Here is an 18,604-nt window from a genome sequence, read left to right as displayed (position 1 = left end):
GTAGCCACCCAACTCCGCGAGCGCCCGATAGTCGCCGAGTGCAGACGTGCACCTCGATCACCTGGGTGGGCCCACAACTCCGTCGGTTCTCGCGACTCCGTATGTGCTCGTCGGCCGCCGATCTATGGATGGCCGACCGCTTGCGCACGTGATCGGGGCGCTGCTCCGCTTCCCCATTTCGCTACAGAAGTGCGGGCCTCGGCGCACCGGCGACGCCTGTGCCATGCGCTGGAAATACACTGCCGGGGTGGGCGCAGTCGATCTATCCGAGTTGGACCCGGAGCAGGCCGCCGCTGTTCGTGCGCCGCGGGGGCCGGTCTGTGTGCTCGCCGGCGCCGGTACCGGGAAGACCCGCACCATCACCTATCGCATCGCGCATCTGGTGGCGGCGGGGCAGGTGCGGGCCGATCAGGTGCTGGCTGTCACCTTCACCGCGCGGGCGGCCGGGGAACTGCGTGGGCGGCTGCGGGCGCTCGGGCTCGGGGATTCCGCATCGACCGTGCAGGCACGCACCTTTCATGCCGCCGCGCTGCGGCAGTTGCGGTATTTCTGGCCGCAGGTGGTCGGCGAGGTGCCGTGGCGGATGCTGGACCGTAAGTTCCCGGTGGTCGCGCAGGCCGCGAACCGGGTAGGTCTGGCGTCCGGTACCGAGAGTGTGAAGGATCTGCTCGGCGAGATCGAATGGGCCAAATCGTCGCTGGTGGCGCCCGAGGACTACGCCGCGGCGGCCGACGCCCACCGGAGGGAGACGCCGTTCGCCCCCGCTCGGGTCGGGGAGGTCTACGCGGCCTACGAATCGGTGAAGACCACGCCGGAGGGTCTGCTGCTGGACTTCGACGATCTGCTGCTGCATACCGCCGCCGCGCTCGAGGACTATCCGTCGGTCGCCGACGAGTTCCGCGAACGCTATCGCTGTTTCGTCGTCGACGAATACCAGGACGTCACCCCGCTGCAGCAGCGGGTGCTGGACGCCTGGCTCGGGGAACGCGATGACCTCACGGTCGTCGGGGACGCCAACCAGACCATCTATTCGTTCACCGGCGCCGGACCCGGGCAGCTGCTGGACTTCTCCCGCCGGTTCCCGGACGCGACCGTGGTGCGGCTGGAGCGCGACTACCGGTCCACGCCGCAGGTCGTCGATCTCGCCAACCGGGTGATCGGGATGGCACAGGGCCGGATCGCGGGGACCCGGCTGAAGTTGGTGGGGCAGCGGGCGGACGGGCCGGAACCGGAGTTCGCCGAATACGACGAATCGGCCACCGAGGCCGCCGATGTGGCCCGGCGGATCGACGATCTGCTCGCCGGGGGCACACCGGCCGCCGAGATCGCGGTGCTGTACCGGATCAACGCGCAATCCGAGGCCTACGAGCAGGCGCTGACCGAACGCGGTATCGCCTATCAGGTACGCGGCGGCGAGGGTTTCTTCCAGCGAACGGAGGTACGCCAGGCTGTCCAGGAACTACGCAGGACCACGGCCCGCGAGGACCTGCCCGAGGCGTCCACCGCCGGGAAGAAACTGATCAGCCTGGTGCGGGCGGCCCTGGCTCCGATCGGTCTCACCGCTTCCGCACCGGCCGGTGCGCAGGCCCGCCAGCGATGGGAGTCGCTGGTGGCGCTGGTCCGGCTGACCGAGGAGCTCGTCGAACACGAACCGGGTCTGACGGCGGCCGCACTGCTGCGCGAACTGGCCGCGCGGGCCGAGGCCCGGCACCCACCGACCGTGCAGGGTGTGACGCTGGCCTCACTGCACGCGGCCAAGGGCCTGGAGTGGGACGCGGTGTTCCTGGTCGGGCTCAGCGACGGCACCCTGCCCATCTCCTACACCCTGAACGGTGACGGTTCGGTCGCCGATACGGCGGCACTCGAGGAGGAGCGCCGGCTGCTGTACGTGGGCGTGACCCGCGCCCGGATCCATCTCTTGTTGTCGTGGGCGCTGAGTCGCGGCGACGGCGATCGCCGGACCCGGCGGCGCTCCCGGTTCCTCACCGGTTTGGTACCCGACGGCTCCCCCGCCTCCCGGATAGTCACGCCGGTCCGGCCCGCCACCGACGCGAACCGCCCGGTGTGCCGGATTTGCGGTCGCGCGCTGCTCGATTCGGAGGCACTGCTGCTGCGCCGGTGCAAGAACTGTGTGGGACAACCGGATACCGAACTGCTCGGCGCCCTGCAGGACTGGCGGCGGGAGAAGGCGGCCGAACTGGCGGTCGACCCGCGCGGGATCCTGGGTGTGAACACACTGACCGCGATCGCCGAGCAGCTGCCCGAGGACGAAGCCGCGCTGGCCGCGCTGGGTATCGGCGCGAGCAAGATGCGCAAATACGGGGCGGAGGTACTGGCCATCATCCGGTCCCGGCGCCGCTCGATCTCCCACTGAGAGCGGCCCCGGCAGCGAACCCGGCAAAACCGCAGGTAGAAAATAGGTTGTCGACTCCGGCGAGATTGCTTAAGGTGGAAATCGCGCTCGGGAGGGTTACATCCACGCGCACAGTTGACACACAGTCGAGATCACGACCACGAGTACAGGAGGGAGGCAGTCAGATGAACGGCACAACGAATTACGGCTTCGTCGCCGTAACGCCGAATATGCGGTCGTCCGCTGCTTCCCGGGGGTTCCTCGCTTTGCAGGGGACCGGCCTGTCCTGCCTCGATATTGCCGGTGAGCAGGCGCGTATCCGCTATTCGCATCAGCCGAGCATCGTCGAACCGCAGGACCAGTCCATCGCGAACTGGCACCCGGGGGCTGCATTCGCAGCTGTCGGCTCCTTCGCTATCGATCCCGTCACCGCACCCGCAGTGGCAGATAAGCGTCCGGAAAGCCTTCGCAAAGGACACCGAGCGACCGTGAACAGGCGGCCCCACAGCCGACCAAGGTAGGGATCAACCCCACACCTCCTGGCCACGGGACGCAGATGCGGAACCGTGGCCAGAATTGTTTTTCTGGCCTTCAGCCCACAAGGCACCGGTTCCGCAGAACGAACACCGAACCGCTGCACAACAAGCTGAAGGAGAACGACGTGGTCACCACCACCCAGAGCTGGCCGTCGGCCACCACTGATGTGGCGTGTAGCACCGTGGCAACCGAGCCCGCGGACCAGCGGCTTCCCGCCCTGCCCTGCCGGGCCGGAAATCCCGACCTGTGGTTCGCCGAGAGCCCGGGCCAGCTGGAAGAGGCCAAGGCGCTGTGCGCTTCCTGCCCGATCCGTAAGGGCTGCCTGACCGCGGCCATCGATCGGCGGGAGCCGTGGGGCGTCTGGGGCGGCGAGATCTTCGATCAGGGGGTCGTCATCGCCCGCAAACGCCCGCGGGGCCGGCCGCGCAAGGTCGCCAGCTGTGTCTGATAGGGACTCAGTGTGCCCCACAGGTACACACCGACACCGGAAACGAGCCGCTCATCGCTTCGCCGATGAGCGGCTCGTTCGCTTGTGCGGTGCTATCGAGGGCCGCAGTGCCACGCGGATAACCCACCGAGGATGATCTGTTGCGCCGGAACGCTTTTCAGGCGCTGTCGCGCTGCTCCCGGAAACCGGGCAGCCAGGTGGAGGCCAACTGCATGAACGGCACCTCGGCATCGAGCTGAGCGCAGATCCCTATCGACCCGCCGAGCACGCGGAAGATCATCACGTATTCGGCCGGCAGCACCATCGCCCGCGCGGTCTTCATCTCCGGGGAGGAGTAATCGGTCGCCTTACCCGCCACGCGCTGCATCCAGCGCCGGGTGAAGTGGAACGATTCGGTGCGGATCGGGTCGGTGAACGGGCGCAGGTACTCTTCGATCTCGGTTTCGGTAAGTGTTCTGCCGGGCAGCACCCAGCCGTTCGCGTGCAGGATCTCGGTGAGTTGGCCGTACTCCTCGGCGACCGCCAAGGCGAGAATGCGGCCCAGCATCTCCGGAAAACCGCCCGGCAGCGGCGCGCAGGCGCCGTAATCGATCACCGCGAGCTTGCCCTCCGGGGTGATCATGAAGTTGCCCGGATGCGGATCGGCGTGCAGCAGGCCCACTGTCTCGGCGGCCGAGAAATGGAATCGGCCCATCAGTCCGGCCACCCGGTTGCGCAGGACACCGGTGCCCTCCGGATCGGCCTGTCCGGCGCTGATGATGGCGGAAACCGGTGTGCCGTCGAGCCATTCGCTGACGATCACCTTCGGGGCGCTGGCGACTACCTTGGGCACCACGAATTCGGGATGCCCGTCGTAGGCCTTGCTGAACGCCCGCTGGTTCGCGGCTTCGTGGCGATAGTCCAGTTCCTCTTCGGTGCGCTCGGTGATCTCGGCGAGCAGCGGTTTCACATCGGCGCCGGGGATCACCTTCGCGAACAGGCCGGTCATCCGGTTCAGGGTGCGCAGATCGGCGCGCAGCGCCTCGTCCGCGCCCGGGTACTGCACCTTCACCGCGACCGGGCGCCCGTCCGACCAGACCGCCTTGTGCACCTGACCGATACTCGCCGAGGCGGCCGGGGTGTCCTCGAACTCCTGGAAACGCTTACGCCAATCGGTGCCGAGTTGCTGGTCGAGGACCCGGTGCACGGTGGCGGCGGGCATCGGGGGCGCGGCGGCCTGCAGTTTGGTGAGGGCCTCGCGATAGTGCTCGCCGAACTCCTCCGGAACCGCGGCCTCCATCACACTGAGGGCCTGGCCGAACTTCATCGCGCCGCCCTTGAGTTCCCCGAGCACCGCGAACAGCTGTTCGGCCGCCTTCTGGTTGAGCTCGGTGTTGATCTCCTTGCGATCGCCGCCCGCGAGCTTCTTGCCGAAACCGACCGCGGCGCGCCCCGCTACCCCGAGCGGAATTTTTGCCAACTTCGCATTGCGGGACATAGGCCGGCGCACGATCTCAGACACTCCCCCATCATGGCCGACAACCCCGACTATCTGCCACGGAAAACCCGAGAGAATTACCCTCGGCGTCGAATGTGAGTGGCATCACATGCCGTCCCCAGTGGCGTTCCCGAGACAACCGCAGCGGGGATGCGGCGCCCAGAAGCGGCGGTCGAGGAACCGGGTATCGAGGTCGAGTTCGAGGGTTCGGTCCAGCGTCTCCGGTGCACGGCCCGGTTCACAAGCGATAATTGTCTCCAATTCGCCGAGTGCCAGCGCGGCCACCGCGGCGATACCCGCCGGGCTGGCGTGACCTACGCGTCCGAGCAATTGCGCGGCCAGTCGCGGCCAGTCCGCGTCATGGTCGACCCTGGTGAGGTCCGCGCAGCGCAGGCAGCTGGTACGCCCGGGCTGGACCAGCGGGCCGACGATCCCCTTGCCGTCGCGTAGCCGGACGACCAGGTGCGCGGTCCGCGCATGGGACAGATCGCGCACCAACCGCGGATCGGGGATCAGTGCGTCGGCGAGGACCACGAGGTCGGCGGGGCGGGCCCGGCCGTCGATATCACCGCGGTATTCGCGTGATCGCTGCGGGCGGATCCCCAGATCGCGTAGGCCGGCGGTGATGGCGTCGGTGAGCGGGCCGATTCCGTGCACCCGGATCGTGCGCACGCGACCGGCGGGACGGGGCGGGTGAACCAGCAGGCCCGCGGTATCGATCACCTCGAACAGGGCAGTGGCCTGCCCGGGTTCCAGACCGAGCGAGCGGGCCTGCCAGATGATCGCGGGTCTGCTGTTCAGCCCGTCCATCAACCGGAGGAACCCGAGCACCTGCTGCGTTTCCAGACCCGGGACACCGCAGAGCAGAGCGGTATCCGGATCCCAGCCGAGCTGGACCTGCCCGGTGGAGCGGACCAGGATCGGCACCCGGGGGTGCAGGAGGGGACCACGTGGCCGGAGCGTCGTCATACGAGCAGTATGCGAGTGCCGTTGCGGCGCAACGAGTTCGCCGGACCGGTTTATCCACAGGTTCGCGGCCTGTGGAAAAACCCTGTTCACCCAGGTGGAGGGTATATCCGCGACCCTTTCCCGGTCTCGCGGGAAATTGTGCGGAATCGGCCCCGGACAGTCCTGTCCGGGGCCGGGCCGGCGCTACTTCTTACCGGAGCCGGGATCTTCCGGATCGGTATCGGGACGCTGCTCGCCGCCCTCGGTATCCCCGGCACCGTCGCCGGGTTCCGTACCGCCCTCGGGCTTCCCGGCGGCCGCCGCGCGTTCGGCGGCCTCGGTCGCGGCCAGCTGCGCGAGCGGGTCGTCGAAAACGCCCGCGCCCCCGCCGATCAGCGAATCGATGAAACCCGCGGGTGCGTCGAGATCGGCGGCGTCGGGAAGCAGATCGGGATGCGCCCACACACCGTCGCGCGCGGCGATTCCGGCATCGTCGCTGAGGCGTTGCCACAGCGTCGCCGCCTCGCGCAGTTTGCGCGGCCGCAGCTCCAGACCGACCAGCGTGGCGAAGGTCTGTTCCGCGGGCCCGCCGGTGGCGCGGCGGCGGCGCAGTGTCTCGGCCAGCGCTCCCGCGCCGGGCAGCCGATCGCCCACCGCGGCGGCAACCACCACCTGCACCCAGCCCTCGATCAGGGCGAGCAGAGTCTCCAGCCGGTCCAGGGCCTGTTTCTGCTCGGGCGTGGTCTGCGGTTCGAAACTGCCCTGGGCGAGGATCTCCTCGAGTTTGGACGGGTCGGTGAGCGCGGACGGATCGAGATTGCGGGCGGCGTCCTCGAGCGCGGAGAAATCCATGGTGATCCCGCGCGCATAGTCCTCGACAGCCCCCAGGACCTGCTGGCGCAGCCAGGGCACATGGACGAACAGCCGCTGATGGGCGACCTCGCGCGCGGCGAGGAACACCATGATCTCGCTCTCCGGCTGTTCGAGTCCTTCGCTGAACTCCGAGATAGCGGTGGGCAGCAGCGCGGCGGTACCGGCCGGGCCGAGCGGCAGACCGATATCGGTGCCGGTCAGCACCTCCTTTGCCAGCTGCCCCAGCGCCTGACCGAGCTGGGAGCCGAAGGCCAGCCCACCCATCTGACCGAGCATGCCCATCATGGGGCCGGCCATATCGCGGGCCTCTTCGGGCAACCCGGCGGTCCACATACCGGAGATCTGCTGGGCCACCGGATCGCACAGCCGCTGCCAGGTGGGCAGCGTTTTCTCGATCCAGTCGTTCGCGGTCCAGGCGACAGTGCTCGTCGCGCCCGCTGGGAAGGTGGTCGCATCGTCGAGCCACAGTTCGGCCAGATGCGCGGCATCGGCGACCGCCGTGGCGGCACCTCCGGACACCGGCGGAACAGTCTTGCCGAGCTGCTGACGGGCCAATCGCTTGGCCACGTCGTAGTTCACCGGGCCGCTGCCACCGCCGGTCATTCCCTGGCCCATACCGCTGAGCATCTGACCCAGCGAGGAGAGCATCTGACCCAGCGACGCCGGATCGAATCCGGCGCCACCGGCACCGAAACCGAAGGGATCGTCACCGCCGCCGCCCGGTTTGTCGCCGCGGCCTCGATCATCGTCGTCGCCATGCGAGAATCCGAACGGGAGATCACTCATTCCGCCTCACCCGCCGGCATGACGTCCGGGTGCTGTCCGGGGAGCGCGCGCGAACCGTTCTCGGCCGGCGCTTCGTGAAGCTGCATGTCGTCCATAGTAGGCGCGACGAACCGGCCGGTCCGCCCCGCCGGACGGTCTTCGCGCAGGGTGAACATCGCGGCGCGCCGATGAGCGGGCGGCGCGACGTCGGTCACCGGCCGGCGGCCACCCAGGATTCCACGATCGTCCGGGCGATCGATATCGAACCGGGCAGCAGCAGCCGCGCACCTGTCGCCGGTGTGGCCGCGCCCTCCTCCGGCCGGGCCCGCCAGCCACCCGCCGCCAAGGCGGTGCGCACTTCGTCGCGAGTGAACCAGTGCGCCTCGGCGATCTCGCCGTCGGAGAAGACCAGCGGCTGTCCGGGGTCGGCCTGCGCGCAGAAGCCGAGCATCAGCGACCGGGGGAACGGCCAGGGCTGGCTGCCGAGATACTCGATATCGCGGACATCGAGCCCGACCTCCTCCCGCATCTCCCGCTCGACGCACCGTTCCAGGGACTCCCCCGCCTCCACGAACCCGGCCAGCAGCGAGAACATCGTCTCCGGCCAGCTCTGCTGGCGGCCCAGCAGCACTCGATCACCGCCGTCGTGGATGAGACAGATCACAGCGGGGTCGGTGCGCGGGAAATCCTCGCGGCCGTCCTCGGCCACCCGGGACCAGCCGCCCTTGGCCGGTACGGTCGGCGTCCCGTCGATCCCGTGGAAGGCGGCGCTGGCGTGCCAGTTGATCAGCGCGAGCGCGGCCGACAGCACCCCGGCGGTGAAATCGTCGATCGGGGCATCGGCGAGCTGGCGCAGATCGCGGAGTGTGCCGGTGAGCGCGGCATCGGCGACCGCCCACAGGTGGACACCGTCGTCGACACCGAGGAATACGGCCTCGGGACTGGGCTCGGCCGCCAGCTCGAGGGCGGAATCCCAGACCAGCGCGCCCGACTCGTACCGCACCGCACCGCGCCGCCCGACCCGGAGCAGCCGGGCCGTGGCCCAGCCCTCTTTCAGCGCCTGCGCGTCGATACGCAGATGGTCGGCACGGTCGAGCGCCGAACGGGACAGCAGGGGAATCTGGTTGAGCTGGAATACGGCCACGTTCCGAGACTATCGCGGCCCGGTAACGGCCGCGGCGAGTCAGCGGGCGCGACGGATGTAGAGCAGTTTGTCGCCGGACTCCAGGGCATCGACCTCCGGTTCACCGACGCGGACCAGCTCACCGGCCCGCACGACGCCGAGCACGATATCGCTGAGGTGCCGCGGCGATCCACCGACCTCACCGGGTTCGACCTCACGTTCGGCGACCGCGAAACCGTGCTCCGGGGTCAGCAGATCCTCCATCATCTCCACGACGCTGGGCGTGGTGGTGGCGATCCCGAGCAGCCGGCCGGTGGTCTCGGAGGACACCACCACCGAATCGGCACCGGACTGCCGCAGCAGATGGGTGTTCTCCGATTCACGGATGGAGGCGACGATCTTGGCCTTCTTGGTGAGCTCCCGGGCGGTGAGAGTGACCAGGACCGCGGTGTCGTCGCGATTGGTGGCCACGATGACCGAGGACGCGTTCTGGACACCCGCCAGACGCAGCACATCCGATTGGGTGGCCGAGCCGTGCACGGTGACCAGTCCGGCGGTCGAGGCCGCCTCCAGGCTCACCGCGTCGGTGTCGACGACGACGATATCGGCGGGTTGCACGCCGTCACCGAGCATGGCGTCGATAGCGGTACGGCCCTTGGTGCCGTACCCGACGACGACGGTGTGATTACGCACGGTGCGCCTCCAACGCTGGATCTTCAAGGCCTGGCGGGAACGTTCGGTGAGTACCGCCAGGGTGGTACCGACCAGGACGATGAGGAACAGCACTCGCAACGGGGTGATGACGAAGATGTTCACCAGCCGGGCCGACGGGGTGACCGGTGCGATATCCCCGTACCCGGTGGTGGACAGCGATACGGTCGCGTAGTAGAAGGCGTCCAGCAGGGTCACCGACTCGTCGGCGCTGTCGCGATACCCGTCCCGGCCGATATAGACGACGATCGCCGCCGCGCACAACAGCCCGACCGCGAACAGCACCCGCCTGGTCAGCGATATCCAGGGACTGCTCTGGGCCTCCGGGATCCGAAGCAGCCCGACCAACGCGAAATCCGGTGGCCCGGCCGCGCCGCGGGCCCGGCTTCCGAGGTCGGCGAACCGCGAGCTCACCGGCGACATCCTTCACCGGCCCGGTCGTCCCGCACACCGGTCACCCTCAGTCCCTCCGACACAGCTCGGGAGCCTACCCGTTCGCCCGCCATCACGTCGGGCACGCGATCGCGACGGGTATCTATGGTGGTGCCATGGCAGATATCACCCCGGCGGGCGCACCGGATTCCGGTCGCACCCCGGCGCTTCGACTGGCCGCGCTACTCCTCGGCGCCGGCGTCCTGCATTTCGTGGCTCCCAAACAGTTCGATGCGACCGTTCCCCCGCAGTTGCCAGGAAAGGCGCGCACCTACACCTATTGGTCCGGGGTCGCCGAAATCGGCGTGGGCACCGCTTTGTTGATCCCGCGGACGCGACGGCTCGGCGGTCGATTGGCGGCGCTGCTGTTCATCGCGGTGTTCCCGGCGAATATCCAGCTGGCCGTGGATACGGTGCGCAATCCGAAGGCACCCTCGGTGATCAAAGCGGTCTGGCTGCTGCGGCTGCCGCTGCAATGGCCGCTGATCTCCCGGGCACTGGCGGTGAGCCGCCGCTCGCCGCGGGACTGATATCCCGATGAGCGTGGGCCCGGCGGGCCGAGTTCCGGCCGGATCGACGCCGGATCAGCGCGCCGGGCCCGTCTGATTTCCGGCCTCGTCCCGGCGGGTCGATTCGGTGAGCAGCGCGACCAGTTCCTCCGGACCGGGTAGACGCGCCGGCGCGACAGTGCGACCGCTGCGCACATAGTGGAAGGCGGCGCCGATCCGCGCGAGCATCCGCTCCTCGGTTTCCCCGGTCCGCGCCGCCAGCAACCGTGCCCAGGCCAGCCGGTAGACCGCCAGCTGCACCGCGACCGCGGCTTCGTCGGCCGGGCCGGGTTCGGCGCCGGTCTTCCAGTCGACGACGGTCCAGCCGCCGCCGGGTTCGGCGAACACCGCATCCATCCGGCCGCGGATCACCACCCCGGCGATAGTGGTTTCGAACGGCACCTCGACCTCGGCTGGGCGCCGTGCCGACCAGGGCGAGGACAGGAAGGCGTCCTGCATCCGGGCCAGTTCGGCGTCGGCCGCCGCCCCCGCGTCGGCCGCGCCCGGCAGATCGTCCAGGCCGGGCAACTGATCGGTGGCGAACCAGCGTTGTACCCAGGCGTGGAAGGCAGTGCCGCGGCGGGCCAGCGGGTTGGGCGGATACGGCAGCGGGCGGCGCAGCCGGGCGGCCAGCCGGCCTGGGTCGGCGCGCATCTCGACCAGCGCCGTCGCCGGGAGCTGGGTCGGCAATTCGACCTCCACCGCCGCGGCCGCACCGGCCCGGTACTCGGCCAGCAGCGCGTCGACATCGGCGATCCAGCCGTCGGGGTCCTCGTCGGGTTCCGGCACGTCCGCGCCGTCGGCGAATTCCGTCAGCGCCGCGTGCACGAGTGCGGCGCCCGCCTCTATCTCCCCACGGCGGTCGCCGAGGGGGTCCCCGGGCCAGGCAGCGGTCACCGGGGTGGCGGCCAGTGGATTCGGTTCGCCGGGTTCGGGTTCGGCGGCCCAGTACGCGATCTCGACTCCGCTGCCGGGCAGCTCGGCGGCGGTTTTCACCTCCAGCAGGAATTCCGAGGGGCCCTTGGGTTTGTCTCCGGTTTCGGGCCAGTAGTGGGAAGAAACCAGCAGGACGCGTTCGGTCCGGGTGAGGGCGACATAGAACAGGCGACGGTCCTCGTCCAATCTCCGCCGTGCCAGCGCCTTTTTGTGCGCGGTGAGACCGCGTTGCAGTTCGGCGCGATCGGTGACCTCGGACAGGTCGAGCACCGGAACCCCGTCCGGTGATTCCGCGGTGGCCCGATCACCGCGCAGCGTCGTGGGCAGTTCGGCCAGAGCACCCAGCCAGGTGTTGACCCCGCGGGTGGACGGGAATACGTCGCGGGTGACATGTGGTACCGCGACCACCTCCCATTCCAGTCCCTTGGCCGCGTGCACGGTGAGCACCTGGACGCGATCCGGGGCGACCTCGACCTCGCCCGGCTCCAGCCCGTTCTCCACCGATTCGGCGGCGGTGAGGAAGGCGAGCAGGCCGCCCAGGTTCGCCCCGGTATCGCCTGCGTATCCGGCGACCACCTCGGCGAAAGCGTCCAGGTGTTCGCGTCCGGCACCGGAACCGGACAGTGCGCGGCGCGCCTGGCTCTCGACGCCGACACCGATAGTGCGTTCCACATCGGCGACCAGTTCGGTCAGCGGTTGCGCTGCCCGTTCGCGCAGCATCGCCAGTTCCCGTCCCAGCGTGGTGACCCGCCGGTACCCGGCCGCCGAATAGCGGTCCGGCGGACCGGGGTCAGCGATCGCATCGGCCAGACCGGCCCGTTCGGCAGGTTCGGGAGAGACCTCGTGCAGGGCCGCCGCCAGGGTCGTGGAATCGGTGATATCGCCACCGGGGTCTCGGCTGATCGACAGTTCGCGGGCGCGCCGGGCCAGCGCGGCCAGATCGGCACTGCCGACGCGCCAGCGGGCGCCGGTGAGGATCCGGACGGCGGCGTTACCGGCGGCGGGTTCGGCGATGAGGCGCAGGGTGGCGACGATATCGGCGACCTCCGGCGTCGACAGCAATCCACCCAGGCCCACGATCTCGACCGGGAGCCCCTGCGCGCGTAACCCTTCGGCCAGTTCGGCGGCATCGGCATTGCGGCGGATCAGGACCGCGGAGGTGGGGGGCGGCCGTTCGGCGTCGCGCGCCGCCGCCCATTCGGCGGCGATCCGCTCGGCGATCCAGCGGCGTTCGCCGGCGACCGTCTCGGTGAGCGCGAGCGCGACGACACCCGGTTGCGCACCCGGTTTCGCGCGCAACGCGTCGACGGTGACTCCGCCACCGGCCCGGGCGGCCGCGCGCAGCGGTTCCACGACCATATTCGCCAGATCGAGCGCCTCAGGCGGGTTGCGCCAGCTGGTGAGCAGCGGTAGCACCGGCGCCGGAACACCCGGACCGATCGGGAAATCGGTGGTGAAGCGCGGCAGGTTGGCGGCCGAGGCCCCGCGCCAGCCGTAGATGGACTGCATGGGATCACCGACCGCCGTCACCGCGAGCTCGGGCGCGCGGGCGCGCGGACCGCGGGGCCGCTCCGGATATCCGGCACCGAACAGCGCGGACAGCAGGACGCGCTGCGCATGGCCGGTGTCCTGGTATTCGTCCAGCAGTACCAGCCGGAATCGAGCGCGTTCGGCCGTGGCCACCTCGGGATGCTCGGCGGCCAGCCGCGCCGCCAGCGACATCTGGGCCCCGAAATCCAGGGCGCCGCGCTGGTGCAGCGTCTCCCGCAATTGCTGGACCAGCGGAAGCAGCGCGACCCGCTCGCGCTGCGCGCGCAGGATCGAGAGCAGATCCTTGTTCGGACCCCCGCGCTGCCGCGGCCCGGGTGGGAGGGTGTGCACGAGTTTCTCGAGTTCGGTGTGCGCCTCGGCGAGTTCCTCGGGTTCCACCAGATGTTCGGCCAGCTGACCGGATAGCGCGAGCACCGCCTCGGTGACCGTCAACGGCGAACGGTCGGAATCGAGATCTCCGTCCCACCCGCGCACCACTTGATGGGCGAGCTGCCACAGCTGGGTTTCGGTGAGCAGGGCCGCCGACGGTTCCACCGGGAGCAGCAGACCGTGCTCGCGCAGCAGCCGGCCGGCGTAGGAGTGGTAGGTGCTGATCTCCGGTTCCGCACCGGCCAGGGTGGCACGTAGTTCGCCGGAGGGATCGAGATCGCGCAGCAGCCGGGATCCGGCCAGGCGGGCCAGCCGGGTGCGAATCCGGGCGGTGAGCTGCTGGGCGGCCTTCCGGGTGAAGGTCAGTCCGAGCACTTCCTCGGGTGTGACCAGCCGGTTTGCCACCATCCAGACCACCCGGGCCGCCATGGTCTCGGTTTTGCCCGCGCCCGCCCCGGCCACCACCAGCGCCGGACCGGGCGGTGCGGCGATCACCGCGGCCTGTTCCGCCGTCGGCGGGGGGAGTCCGAGCGCGTCGGCCAGCTGACCCGGCGAGACCCGGGCGCTCACTCGTCGGTCACCTGACGCCCGGCGTCCTGCACCGGGCAGCTGTTCTTCACGGCGCAGTGCCGGCAGCCCTCGTTGCGGATGGCCAGGAAGCCGGGACCTTCGGTACTCGCGGCCGCGGCGTGAATGGTCTCGCGCCAGGTGTCCAGTGCTTCGGCGTCCAGGGCGGGCTGGACTCGTTCCTTCGCGATCCCGCTGGACGCCGGCAACCCGACGTAGACCAGCCGGGCGCCGCCGGGTTCGGGATCGCCGGTGGCCCCCTCCTCCAGGGCTCCCGCGGCGGCCGCGACCTGGTAGGTGGCCAGCTGCGCGTGCTGGGCCGCGTCTGCTTCGCTGACCGGGTTCTTGCCCGTCTTCACATCGACGATCACGAACCGGCCCTCGGCATCTCGTTCCAGCCGGTCGATCCGGCCGCGGATCCGGACCTCGGGCGCATCGTCGGCCGGGGCGGGCAGTACACAGTCGACGGGTACCTCGATACCGGCCTGGGTGAGTTCGCCACGGGTGTTGCGCACCCAGGCGACGAACGCGTCCAGCATCGCTTCGGTGCGGCGCAGTTCCTGCCGGGAGTACCAGTTGGTCTCCGGATCGATTTTGGACCAGCTCCCGGCGAGTTCGGCACGGACCTGCTCGAGTGGTACCCGGCCCGCCAGCGCCTGGACCAGAGTGTGCACCAAGGTTCCCTTCACGGCGTAAGGGTTCTCGCCGTCCGAGCCGCCGTTACGTTCCAGCGCCCACCGCAGCGGGCAGGTCCGCAGCAGTTCCACGGTCGACGGGGACAGCGCGATCGGCGCGTCGTCGTCCCACAGGGTCTCGGTGGAGCTGAGTGCGGGTACGCCGTACCAGTCGTCGGGGGCGGTACCGGGGATCCCGGCCAGCGCGAGCCGGGCCAGCTGCCGGGCGGCGCGTCCGCGGCGTTCTTCCCCGGCGCCCGGGTCGCAGACCGCGGCGCGCAATTCGGCGATCAGCGCGTGCAGAGCGAGCACCCGGCCGGGTTCGGCGATCGGCAGCGCACCGGGTTCGCCGTCGGTATCACCGCCGAGCAGCTCGGCCAGGAACCGGGACGGGACCAGATCACGGTCGCCGGTCACCGATTCCACCGCTGTCACCAGCAGCGAGCGCCGGGCACGGCTGCACGCCACGAACAGCAACCGCCGTTCCTCGGCCAGGATCGGCGCGGCCCGACTGACCCGTTCGGTGATCCCGGCGATATCGTCCACCAGATCCTCGGTATGCAGCAGTGTGCCCCGAGGACGGGGGTCGGGCCAGATCCCCTCCTGCACCCCGGCGACGGCCACGACCTCCCACTCCCGGCCGGCCGCCGCATGAGCGCTCAGCAGATCCACCGCCTCTTCCCGGTGTGATCGCACGGCCCGGTCCTGCGGTATCTGCTGCTGGAGCAGATATTCGACGAACCCCTCGATGGTCGCGCCCGGCAGCCGGTCGGTGTAGGCGGCCGCCGCGTCGAACAGCGCGACGGCGGCGTCGAGATCGCGGTCGGCCTGCATACCCGCCGCTCCCCCACGCCCGGATTGCGCCAGCCAGCGCCGCTCCAGCCGCGACCCGGTCCACAGCGCCCACAGCACATCCTCGAGCCCACCACCGTCGCGCCGAACCCGGCGGGCACGGTCCAGCGCGCGGGCCGCCCGGTTCAGTGGTGCGATCTCGACCTCGGTGAGGCCGGCCACGATCCGGTCGTCGCCGGAGCCGAGCAGCAGATCCCGCAATACCTCCACCGAAGGCCGGTCGGGGGCGGCGGAAACGCGGGATCCAGGCTCCCCGGAGTCGCCCGGGGGATCGGCGACCGGGCCGGGAACACCGGTCGTCGGCGCATCCACCGCGTTCCCGGCTACGCGTCGGACCGCGCCGGTTTCCGGCTCGGCGGTCGGATACCCCGATTCGCTTCGGGCAGCGCGGGATTCCGTGGACGCCGGAAATTCCGACCCGGTGTCGATGGCACCCGCCGACCCGGCGGCGGGCGGGTCGGCCGAGCCGGTGGCGGGCAGGTCGGCCGACCCGGTGGCGGGCAGGTCGGCCGAGCCGGTGGCGGGCAGGTCGGCCGAGTCGACGCCAGGACCACCGTGCGAGTCAGCGGCAAACCCCTCAGCCGAGTCGGCGGCATGACCGGCGGCCGAGTACGGCTCCGGCGGGAAGTCCTCGTCGTCGGCCGGCGGTTCGGGTGGGAAGCCGTCCCATGGATCGGCGGAGTAGCGCTCGTCGAGCCCGTACCAGTCCGCGTCGGCCGCATGACGACTGATATCGGCGAAAAGGTCCCGGGGCGGAAGGTCCGCGGTGGGATCGTCGGTGAACTCGGGATCGAGGACAGGTGGTTCGTCGACCGGTTCGACCAGGGAGTCCGCCGCCGCGGCAGTGTACGGACCGGGTGTGCGGCCGAGTTCCACCGTGGTGCGGCGGATACCGCGGCGCAGCCGCCGCAGACTGATCGAATCCGCCCCGCCGAGCGGTCCGGCCAGCAGATCGAGCGCGTCGTCGGGACCGAAGAGGGATTCGGTGGACCCGCTACCGCGCGGTGTGGCTTCCCCCGCCAATACCGCCCGCAGGCCCAGCAGCATCCACGCGGCGCCGCGGCGGCGCGCCAGCGGGATATCGTTCGCGGGCTGCGCGATCGGTACCCCGGCCGCCAGCAGGGCCCGGCGCAGCGGCGGCAGCAGCAGCGGTACCGAACGTACGACAACCGCCATCTGCGACCACGGCACTCCTTCGGTGAGATGGGCGCGGCGCAGATGGTCCGCGATCAGCGAGGCTTCCTTGGCCGGGCTGCCCAGTACGCGTACCCGCACTTCCGCCGGGGTCGGCGAATCGGCTCCGGGTTCCGGTGGCGGTTCGCCGCGGTCCTCGGGTCCCAGGTCGGCCCGGACGACCCGGTGGGCGGCGGCGCCCGGCAGCCGGGACGCGATCCGGGCGGTGGCGGTGTTGATCGCCGGACCGGATCGGTGGTTGTCGTAGAGGACGACGCGCCGGGCCGCCGGCACCTCGAGTTCGGTGAGGAACCGGGCATCCGCGCCGCGGAAGGTGTAAACCGCCTGGTCGGGGTCGCCGGCGACGACCGTGGTCGCGGCACCCTCGGCCAGCACCCGCACCAGCAGCGCCGCCTGCGGATCCAGATGCTGGGCGTCGTCGACGAGCAGACATCGCAACCGGGCCCGTTCGGCCGCCAGTAGTTCGGCATCGCCGGCCAGTGCGTCCAGGGCCGCGCCGACCAGCTCCGCCGCGTTCAGGGCGGGCGCCGACGCCTCCGGTGCGGCCACCCCGACCGACCAGCGCAGCAGCATCGCCTGTTCGTAGCGCAACGCGAAACCACCGGCGGCCACCCAGTCGGGCCGGTCGCGGCGCCGACCGAGTTCGATCAGGTCCTCCGGGCCCAGTCCGCGCTCGGTGGCCCGCAGCATGAGGTCGCGCAGTTCGTCGGCGAAACCGGTCAGGCCCAGCGCGGGCTGTAATCGCCGCGGCCACAGCTCGCCGGCTCCGGCCGCGATATCGGCCAGATCACCGCGCAGCATCTCCCGCAGCACCGCGTCCTGTTCGGCGCCGGTGAGCAGCCGCGGCGGTGGGTTACCGTGCCGCGCGGCCTGGCGCCGCAGTATCCCGAAGGCGTAGGAGTGGACGGTGCGGGCCAGCGGCTCCCGGGTCGCGCCGGCGACGCCGGGTAGAACCGCTGCGGGCGGCGAGGAATTCGCATCGGGGAGCGCGAACAGCGGGTCGGTGCCGATCGAGTCGGCCGCCGTATCCGCGAGCCCCTCGACAACCGGCGCACATACCGCCCAGTGGTCGAGCCGTTCGGTGAGCGCGTCCCGGGCGGCACCTGCCGCCTGTTTGGAATGGGTGAGCAGCAGCACCGATTCCGGATCCGCGCCGCCCGCGATCCGCGTGGCCGCCACATCCACCAGGAGGGCGGACTTCCCGGTGCCCGGCCCGCCCAGCACCCGCCAGATCCGGTTCGCGCCCGATCGCGCGGCGGTGATCGCCGGAGTGGTGGTGAACAGCGCGCCGAGATCGGCACCCCAGGTCCGAGCCCGGGGAACCGCCGCTTTCCGGCGCACCAGCCGCACCGGCCTATCCGAACGCACCACGACGGCTATTGCAACAGACGGGGCCGACACCGCCGAGACCACGTCGGACCCGCGCCCGCCGGGGCGTCGGTGCGCTCGGATAAGAATGTCACTGTGTCCACACTGCATGTTCATCGTTTCGGCCCGGCCACCGGGCCGGTGCTACTGGCCCTGCACGGCCTCACCGGCCACGGGAAACGCTGGGAGGCACTGGCCACCGGATCACTGCCCGATATCCGGGTGATCGCCCCCGACCTGCGTGGACACGGCCGTTCCACCGCGCTGCCGCCGTGGGACCTCGAAACGATCGTCACGGATCTGGTGGCGCTGATCACCGTGGAAACCGACGCGCCGGTGCTGGTGGTGGCCCACTCCTTCGGCGGCGCGTGCGCACTGCGTCTGGCCGGGCTGCACCCGGAGCTGGTCCGCGGCCTGATACTGCTCGACCCCGCCGTGGCGCTGGACCCGGCGTGGTTGCACGAGATCGCCGAGGCCACCCTCGATTCGCCCGATTACACCGATACCGACGAGGCCCGGATGGACAAACTCGCCACCGGCTGGGGCGCGGTCGCCCCGGAACTGCTGCGGACCGAACTCGACGAGCACCTGGTGCCCGCCGCGAACGGCCGGATGCGATGGCGGGTGGATACGGCGGCCCTGATCGCGTACTGGGGCCAGCTCGCTCGTACGGTCGTACTTCCCGAACCAGGTCTCCCGACCGTGGTGGTCCGGGCCACGAAGGTGGATCCGCCGTTCGTCACACCGGTGCTGCTCACCGCTCTCGCCGACCGGCTGGGCGACGACCTGACCGTGCACGAATGGGACTGCGAGCATATGGTCGCCCAGATCCTGCCCGACGAGACCGCGGCATTGATCCGCGCCGCACTGTAGGTCCG

Annotated in this window: 12 protein-coding genes; 4 read left to right on the top strand and 8 right to left on the bottom strand. The window is 70.4% G+C overall.

Features of this window, described 5'->3' with window-relative positions; translation table 11 throughout:
- The first annotated feature begins 223 nt into the window (after nucleotides 1–223).
- Together IEY68_RS12065 and IEY68_RS12060 are read left to right on the top strand one after the other, a co-directional pair.
- Nucleotides 224–2,374 carry a UvrD-helicase domain-containing protein gene (locus tag IEY68_RS12065; protein ID WP_058854389.1) on the top strand — a complete coding sequence of 717 codons (2,151 nt, stop codon included), beginning with the start codon at nucleotides 224–226 and terminating at the stop codon, nucleotides 2,372–2,374.
- Nucleotides 2,375–3,056: 682 nt separating this feature from the next.
- Complete coding sequence (locus IEY68_RS12060; RefSeq protein WP_058854507.1) at nucleotides 3,057–3,338, top strand: WhiB family transcriptional regulator; 282 nt, start codon at nucleotides 3,057–3,059, stop codon at nucleotides 3,336–3,338.
- Between the two features lie 157 nt (nucleotides 3,339–3,495).
- On the opposite strand, the gene IEY68_RS12055 is transcribed toward IEY68_RS12060, so the two are convergent.
- The 6 genes from IEY68_RS12055 to IEY68_RS12030 all read right to left on the bottom strand — a co-directional run bounded on the left by IEY68_RS12055 (nucleotide 3,496) and on the right by IEY68_RS12030 (nucleotide 9,649).
- Nucleotides 3,496–4,815 (bottom strand): ABC1 kinase family protein, encoded by a 1,320-nt coding sequence (locus tag IEY68_RS12055; protein WP_082681267.1) that lies wholly within the window; start codon nucleotides 4,813–4,815, stop codon nucleotides 3,496–3,498.
- Nucleotides 4,816–4,920: 105 nt separating this feature from the next.
- The gene (locus tag IEY68_RS12050; RefSeq protein WP_058854391.1) at nucleotides 4,921–5,784 is read right to left on the bottom strand and encodes a TOMM precursor leader peptide-binding protein; all 864 of its coding nucleotides are present in this window, start codon (nucleotides 5,782–5,784) and stop codon (nucleotides 4,921–4,923) included.
- Between the two features lie 183 nt (nucleotides 5,785–5,967).
- On the bottom strand, nucleotides 5,968–7,422 hold the full coding sequence (locus IEY68_RS12045; RefSeq protein WP_058854392.1) for a zinc-dependent metalloprotease: 1,455 nt from the start codon (nucleotides 7,420–7,422) through the stop codon (nucleotides 5,968–5,970).
- Complete coding sequence (locus IEY68_RS12040; RefSeq protein ID WP_058854393.1) at nucleotides 7,419–7,616, bottom strand: hypothetical protein; 198 nt, start codon at nucleotides 7,614–7,616, stop codon at nucleotides 7,419–7,421. The genes IEY68_RS12045 and IEY68_RS12040 overlap by 4 nt, the downstream gene beginning before the upstream one ends.
- Nucleotides 7,613–8,545: an NAD(+) diphosphatase gene (gene nudC / locus IEY68_RS12035; RefSeq protein ID WP_058854394.1), complete on the bottom strand. Its 933-nt coding sequence runs from the start codon at nucleotides 8,543–8,545 to the stop codon at nucleotides 7,613–7,615. The genes IEY68_RS12040 and nudC overlap by 4 nt, the downstream gene beginning before the upstream one ends.
- A gap of 39 nt (nucleotides 8,546–8,584) precedes the next feature.
- A complete protein-coding gene (locus tag IEY68_RS12030) occupies nucleotides 8,585–9,649 on the bottom strand; it encodes a potassium channel family protein (RefSeq protein ID WP_058854395.1) in 1,065 nt (354 codons plus the stop codon).
- Between the two features lie 134 nt (nucleotides 9,650–9,783).
- Here IEY68_RS12030 and IEY68_RS12025 point away from each other — a divergent pair, with 134 nt between their 5' ends.
- Nucleotides 9,784–10,197, top strand: a complete 414-nt coding sequence (locus IEY68_RS12025) for a DoxX family protein (protein WP_058854508.1) — start codon at nucleotides 9,784–9,786, stop codon at nucleotides 10,195–10,197.
- Between the two features lie 54 nt (nucleotides 10,198–10,251).
- Here IEY68_RS12025 and IEY68_RS12020 read toward each other — a convergent pair whose 3' ends face one another.
- Together IEY68_RS12020 and IEY68_RS12015 are read right to left on the bottom strand one after the other, a co-directional pair.
- On the bottom strand, nucleotides 10,252–13,641 hold the full coding sequence (locus IEY68_RS12020) for an ATP-dependent helicase (RefSeq protein ID WP_058854396.1): 3,390 nt from the start codon (nucleotides 13,639–13,641) through the stop codon (nucleotides 10,252–10,254).
- A complete protein-coding gene (locus tag IEY68_RS12015; protein WP_062998129.1) occupies nucleotides 13,638–17,726 on the bottom strand; it encodes an ATP-dependent DNA helicase in 4,089 nt (1,362 codons plus the stop codon). The genes IEY68_RS12020 and IEY68_RS12015 overlap by 4 nt, the downstream gene beginning before the upstream one ends.
- A gap of 96 nt (nucleotides 17,727–17,822) precedes the next feature.
- Here IEY68_RS12015 and IEY68_RS12010 point away from each other — a divergent pair, with 96 nt between their 5' ends.
- Nucleotides 17,823–18,599 (top strand): alpha/beta fold hydrolase, encoded by a 777-nt coding sequence (locus tag IEY68_RS12010; RefSeq protein WP_058854509.1) that lies wholly within the window; start codon nucleotides 17,823–17,825, stop codon nucleotides 18,597–18,599.
- Nucleotides 18,600–18,604 lie beyond the last annotated feature (5 nt).

The sequence above is a fragment of the Nocardia jinanensis genome (genome assembly GCF_014645735.1).
GTDB lineage: Bacteria > Actinomycetota > Actinomycetes > Mycobacteriales > Mycobacteriaceae > Nocardia > Nocardia jinanensis.
Note: the sequence above shows the minus strand (reverse complement) of the source record. Positions and strands in the feature narration are given on the sequence as shown.

Coding starts and splice junctions, on each gene's coding strand:
- IEY68_RS12050 (WP_058854391.1), bottom strand. CDS start 5,784: ATGACGACGCTCCGGCCACGTGGTCCCCTCCTGCACCCCCGGGTGCCG.
- IEY68_RS12055 (WP_082681267.1), bottom strand. CDS start 4,815: ATGTCCCGCAATGCGAAGTTGGCAAAAATTCCGCTCGGGGTAGCGGGG.
- IEY68_RS12025 (WP_058854508.1), top strand. CDS start 9,784: ATGGCAGATATCACCCCGGCGGGCGCACCGGATTCCGGTCGCACCCCG.
- IEY68_RS12065 (WP_058854389.1), top strand. CDS start 224: ATGCGCTGGAAATACACTGCCGGGGTGGGCGCAGTCGATCTATCCGAG.
- IEY68_RS12045 (WP_058854392.1), bottom strand. CDS start 7,422: ATGAGTGATCTCCCGTTCGGATTCTCGCATGGCGACGACGATGATCGA.